Annotated in this window: 4 protein-coding genes; all 4 read right to left on the bottom strand. The window is 70.5% G+C overall.

Annotated features, from left to right (window positions below; genetic code table 11):
- A partial coding sequence (locus tag FHD68_RS17830; RefSeq protein WP_139086435.1) for a DNA polymerase III subunit gamma/tau occupies positions 1–1,250 on the bottom strand: 1,250 nt, incomplete at its 3' end.
- 55 nt (positions 1,251–1,305) lie between these two features.
- Positions 1,306–1,965: an HAD family hydrolase gene (locus FHD68_RS17825; protein WP_046001056.1), complete on the bottom strand. Its 660-nt coding sequence runs from the start codon at positions 1,963–1,965 to the stop codon at positions 1,306–1,308.
- A 91-nt stretch (positions 1,966–2,056) separates the two neighbouring features.
- Complete coding sequence (locus FHD68_RS17820) at positions 2,057–4,078, bottom strand: bifunctional sugar-binding transcriptional regulator/dihydroxyacetone kinase subunit DhaK (protein WP_127898994.1); 2,022 nt, start codon at positions 4,076–4,078, stop codon at positions 2,057–2,059.
- Positions 4,075–4,212 (bottom strand): DAK2 domain-containing protein, encoded by a 138-nt coding sequence (locus FHD68_RS19945; RefSeq protein ID WP_246071285.1) that lies wholly within the window; start codon positions 4,210–4,212, stop codon positions 4,075–4,077. The genes FHD68_RS17820 and FHD68_RS19945 overlap by 4 nt, the downstream gene beginning before the upstream one ends.
- Positions 4,213–4,216: the final 4 nt, after the last annotated feature.

The following is a 4,216-nucleotide window of genomic DNA, read 5'->3' as shown; positions in this document are numbered from 1 at the left end:
GCGGGGCGGGCGCGGCGCATCGCCTGCGGGGCTTGGGCCGCGGGCGCGCCCGCCACCGAAGGTCCGCGCGCGAACTCTCCTGCCGTCTGTGCCTGCTGGACGCGGCGGATCAGCGCCTCGGGGTCGGGCAGGTCGGCGACATGGGTCAGGCGGATGATCGCCATCTCGGCGGCCATCATCGCGTTGGGCGCGGCGGAGACCTCCTCCAGCGCCTTCAGCAGCAACTGCCACATCCGCGACATGACCCGCATCGGCAGCCGGTCGGCCAGGTCCTTGCCCCGCGACCGTTCGTCCGGAGAGATCGTCGGATCCTCCAGCGCGTCCGGCGTGATTTTGACGACGGAAATCCAGTGCACGATCTCGGCCATATCGCGCAGCACCGCGACCGGATCGGCGCCATCGGCATATTGCGACTGCAACTCGGTCAGCGCCGATGCAGCGTCGCCGCGCATCACCATCTCGAACAGGTCGATCACGCGGCCGCGGTCGGCCAGGCCCAGCATCGCGCGCACCTGGTCTGCGGTGGTCTCGCCCGCGCCATGGCTGATCGACTGGTCCAGCAGGCTGGTCGCATCGCGGGCCGATCCCTCTGCGGCGCGGGTGATCAGCGCCAGCGCGTCGTCGGTGATCGTCGCACCCTCAGCCGCGGCGATCCGGCGCAGCAGGGCGATCATCACCTCGGGCTCGATCCGGCGCAGGTCGAAGCGCTGGCAGCGTGACAGGACGGTCACCGGCACCTTGCGGATCTCGGTCGTGGCAAAGATGAACTTCACATGCGGGGGCGGCTCCTCCAGCGTCTTCAACAGCGCGTTGAACGCGCTGGTCGACAGCATGTGGACCTCGTCGATGATGTAGATCTTGTAGCGCGCGGACGCGGCCCGGTAATGCACCGATTCGATGATCTCGCGGATGTCGCCCACGCCGGTGCGGGACGCGGCATCCATCTCCATCACGTCGACATGGCGGCCTTCGGCGATCGCCACGCAATGCTCGCACACGCCGCAGGGTTCGGTCGTGGGGCCGCCCTGGCCATCTGGGCCAATGCAGTTCATGCCCTTGGCGATGATGCGCGCGGTGGTCGTCTTTCCGGTGCCGCGGATGCCCGTCATGATGAAGGCCTGCGCGATGCGGTCGGCGGCGAACGCGTTCTTCAGCGTGCGGACCATCGCGTCCTGTCCGACCAGGTCGGCGAACGTTTCGGGCCGGTATTTCCGGGCCAGAACCTGGTAGGCGGGCTTGGTGTCGGTCATCGATCCCTCGGGCACAGCGCCACCTTAGCGGGGCGCCGCGGGGGCCACAACCGGGTCAGGCAGCCAGCAGGCCGATGCCCCGGGCGCCCGCGATCAGGTCGGTCGCCAGAAAGTCAGCGTTCTCTCCCGACAGGGGCACCATGTCGGGCACCTGCACGACCGTCATCCCGGCCGCGCGTGCGGCGATGGCGCCGACATCGCTGTCCTCGAAGGCCAGGCAGCGGGCAGGCTCGATCCCAAGCCGCCGGGCCGCCAGCAGATAGACGTCGGGGGCGGGCTTGGGGCTGGGCACGTCGCTGCGCGTCACCACGATGTCAAAGCTGTCGGTCAGCCCCGCCGCCGCCAGCTTTTCCCGGGCCTGATCGCCGGTGCTGGAGGTCGCGATGGCAAAGGGCAGTCCCGCCGCCCGCAGCGCGTCTAGCAGCGTGTGGACATGCGGGCGCAGCGGGATGCCGTCGCGGTCGCGCCGTTCGATCATCGCCTCGGCCCACATCCGGTCCAGGTGCGGAAAGTCGAAATCCGCGCCCAGGTGGTCGCGCAGGATCCCGCGCGAGGTCGGCTCGTCGATGCCCACCAGCGATGCCAGCAGCCCGTCGGGGGCCACGCGCCCCATGCGGGCCAGCGCCGCCTCTCCGGTCTCGATGGTCATCTGTTCGGTGGCCAGCAGGGTGCCATCCAGATCAAAGATCACGGCATCGAAACGGCGGGCGGTCATGGGTCATCCTTTCAGGTCTGTCAGGCGCTAACATGGCGATTTGCGCGGCGATCGGCAAGGCATGGCTGGGTTGCAGGCCGCGACGGGCCACCTAGGGCTGCGTCCAGGCCGGGGAATGGCAGGGGTGGTCGATCAGGGCGGTCAGTTCCTCGTCCAGGTGCAGCGCGGTGATCGACACGCCCGCCATGTCCAGCGAGGTGTAGTAATGTCCGATCAGCGTGCGATGCACCTGCACGCCCCGTGCGCGCAGACGTTCACGCAGCCGGCGGTTCAGGATGTACAGCTCCATCTTGGGCGTGCCGCCAAGCGAATTCACCAACAGGGCGACCCGGTCGCCCTCGGCGGGGCGCATCTCGTCCAGGATGCGGTCCACGATCAGGTCGGCGGCGCCGTCCGCGCTGGCCAGGGGCGCACGGGCGATGCCGCGTTCGCCATGCACGCCCACGCCGATCTCCATGTCACCTGCGCCAAGCCGAAAGCTGGGCTTCTGGCTGTCAACGGACGCGCCCGGTTCCAGCGCAATCCCCATCGTGTAGCAGCGCTGGTTGGCGCGCAGCGCCAGCCCCGCGCAGGTTTCCAGCGGCAGCATCCGGTCGCAGGCGGCCCCCGCGACCTTGAAGACGAAGACATTGCCCGCCACCCCGCGCCGCGCCGCCCGCGTGTCGACGGGGGCCGAGGCGATGTCGTCGGTGGTCACGATGGTGCGCACCGGCACGCCGCGGGCGGCGGCCATCTCGGCCGCCATCTCGAAGTTCATCAGATCGCCCGAGAAGTTGCCGAAGATGTGCAGCACGCCCGCCCCGCCATCCGCGGCCAGCGTCGCCGCCAGGATCGGGTCGGGCGGCGGTGCGGCAAAGACGTTGCCGATCGCCACCGCATCCGCCAGCCCGCGCCCGACATAGCCGAAGAACCCCGGCTCGTGCCCCGACCCGCCGCCGATGACCAGGCCGACCTTTCCGGCCCGAGGGGCGCCCGTGGCCCGCAGGGCGCGCGGCGCGCCGGTGATGGGGGCCAGCATGTCCTCATGCGCCAGCAGCGCGCCGGCCACCGTCTCGTTCACGGCGTCCTGGGGGCGGTTGATGAACTTCTTGACCCGCAGGCGTTCGGGCAGGGGCTGGGCTGCCTGGTCGCGGCGCCGCGCAGGCGTGTCGTCATGCCCTTCGGAGGTCAGGATGGCGCGGGCGGTGTCGGCATCGGTCACCATCACGTTGATGTAGTTCCCGCGCAGCGCGGCCAGGATCGCCTGGACCTTGTCCATGCCGCCTGCAACGCCGATCCGGCAGGGCACGGACCGCAGACCGCCCAGGTCGATGCCGATGGTCCGCCCCTCCAGCGGACCGTCGACGGGCTGGCCCTGGGCGTCGATCAGCCGCCCCGCGATGCTGCCCACCGCGGCGTGGTAATGGGCGTGCATGGCCACGTCGTCGAAAAAGCCGCTGCTGTGGATGGTGCTTTCCGGCCGCAGCGAGGAAATGCCCAGCACGATCCGGTTGGCCTGCGCCAGCACAGCCATCTGTTCGGCGACCACCGGCTCTCGCAGCAGCAGCGCGCGCATGTCGGGCGACGACACGATCGCCGGGGCCGAGATCGGGATGCACCGCGCGCCCATCGATTCCGCCAGCCGCGTCGCGCAGGCTTCGGGCGTCCAGGGGATCTTGGCGGTGGTCCCGCCCGTCGCCTGCACCACGCGCAGGTCCTGCAGCCCGGCGCGGTCGACGCGACTGGCCATCGACAGGACGGTCCGTCCCCAGGTCACCGCGATCGTGTCGGCCGATCGCGCCAGCCGCGACAGCACCTGTGCCGCGGCCGCGCCAAGCCGGTCGATCAGCGGGCTGTCGCCGCCTTCGGACGGGATCACCAGGCAGTCGGTCAGGCCGAAATGGTCCTGCATCGCCTGCGCCAGGCTCAGCGCGCGGAACCGTTCGGGGTCGATCTCGATCGAGACGATGCCGCGGGTGCGCGCATCCGCCAGATAAGCGTTCACCGAGGCGCGGGACACGCCCATCTGGGTTGCGATGTCGCCCTGGGTCAGGCCCTCCTGGTAATACAGCCAGGACGCCCACAGCAGCGGGTCCTCGCCAAAGCGCAGGGGCTGGCGGGGGGTGGTGGTCATGGGCGCGACCCCTCCGCACGGCGCCGGGCCCAGTGCGCGAGGCTGTCCAGCAGCGCCGCGGCAGATACCGCGCCGGGGTCCAGATGGCCCACGCTGCGCGGTCCAAGGCGGGCGGCGCGGCCGCGGCTGGCCATCATC

The sequence above is a fragment of the Paracoccus marcusii genome (assembly GCF_006151785.1).
Lineage (GTDB): Bacteria > Pseudomonadota > Alphaproteobacteria > Rhodobacterales > Rhodobacteraceae > Paracoccus > Paracoccus marcusii.
The sequence above is the reverse complement of the archived record's forward strand: the minus strand, read 5'-3'. Positions and strand labels throughout refer to the sequence as shown.